This window comes from Aminobacter sp. P4_D5 (assembly GCF_056401815.1).
Genome location: NZ_JBFUIP010000422.1, coordinates 1 through 1,061, shown reverse-complemented (window position 1 = coordinate 1,061; position 1,061 = coordinate 1). Strand labels below are relative to the sequence as shown.

General features: G+C 67.6%; 2 protein-coding genes. Both read left to right on the top strand.

The window, feature by feature from the left end:
- Nucleotides 1–420 (top strand): DNA translocase FtsK (locus AC1DWF_RS32450; RefSeq protein ID WP_476842629.1); only part of this gene is annotated, 420 nt, incomplete at its 5' end.
- A 14-nt stretch (nucleotides 421–434) separates the two neighbouring features.
- A complete protein-coding gene (locus tag AC1DWF_RS32445) occupies nucleotides 435–857 on the top strand; it encodes a GFA family protein (protein WP_476842628.1) in 423 nt (140 codons plus the stop codon).
- Nucleotides 858–1,061: the final 204 nt, after the last annotated feature.

Here is a 1,061-nt window from a genome sequence, read left to right as displayed (position 1 = left end):
GAGCAGCTGCTGGGCCAGGGCGACATGCTCTTCCTGCCCGGCGGCGGCCGCATGACCCGCGTGCACGGCCCCTTCGTGAAGGACAGCGAGGTCGAGGAGATCACCAACTGGCTGCGCGAGCAGGGCGAGCCCGATTATGTGGAAGAGGTCACCGAGGTGGACGAGGAGGGCGAGGCGGGCCTGTCCATGTCCGGCATCGCCGGCGCCTCGGATGCCGACAAGTCGCTCTTCGACCAGGCGGTGGACGTGGTGACGCGCGAGGGGAAGGCCAGCACCAGCTTCATCCAGCGGCACCTGAACATCGGCTACAACCGCGCCGCCATGCTCATCGAGCAGATGGAGAAGGAGGGGGTCGTCAGCCCCGCCAACCATGTCGGCAAGCGCGAGATCCTGGCGCGGCGCCAGACGGACGAACATTGACGGAGGACTGAGGCATGGCATCCCCCGTGACCGGCCGCTGCCTTTGCGGCGCCGTGACGTTCAGCTTCGACCAGGAGCCGATCGTCCGGCGCGCCTGCTGGTGCCGCGACTGCCAGTATCTCGCCGCCGGCAATTCCACCGTCAACGTGGTCTTCCGCAAGGCCGGCTTCGCCTGCACCGGCGAGGTCACGGCCTATGAGAGCCTGGCCGACAGCGGCACGCCCATGCGCCGCAGCTTCTGCCCCAAATGCGGCACGCCCCTCTTCAGCGAGGCGGCGACCCGGCCGGACGTGATGGTTGTCMGCGTTGGGGCCCTCGACGATCCCGAACTCGGTCGGCCCGAGGGCTTCATCTGGACCGCCTCTGCCCCGCGCTGGGGGCATGTGGATTCGAATTTAGCCAATTGCGAAGGTCAGCCGGCGCCGGTTCGCAAGTAAAGTCAGCCGGAAACAGGGGTTGCGGCGCATCCCCCGGCCTGTTGAGGCCGGGTCGAGGATTGACGCCAATCCCCCAACGCGCTGTCACACGTCCCCAGGTTGGAATGCGTTCGGAACGAACTGCGGATTCCGAAGGAGTTGATGGATGTGTGCGATCTGCGCGAAGGCGGGGCGCTGGCGCCGCGCCGTGGCGTCGCCCCATGA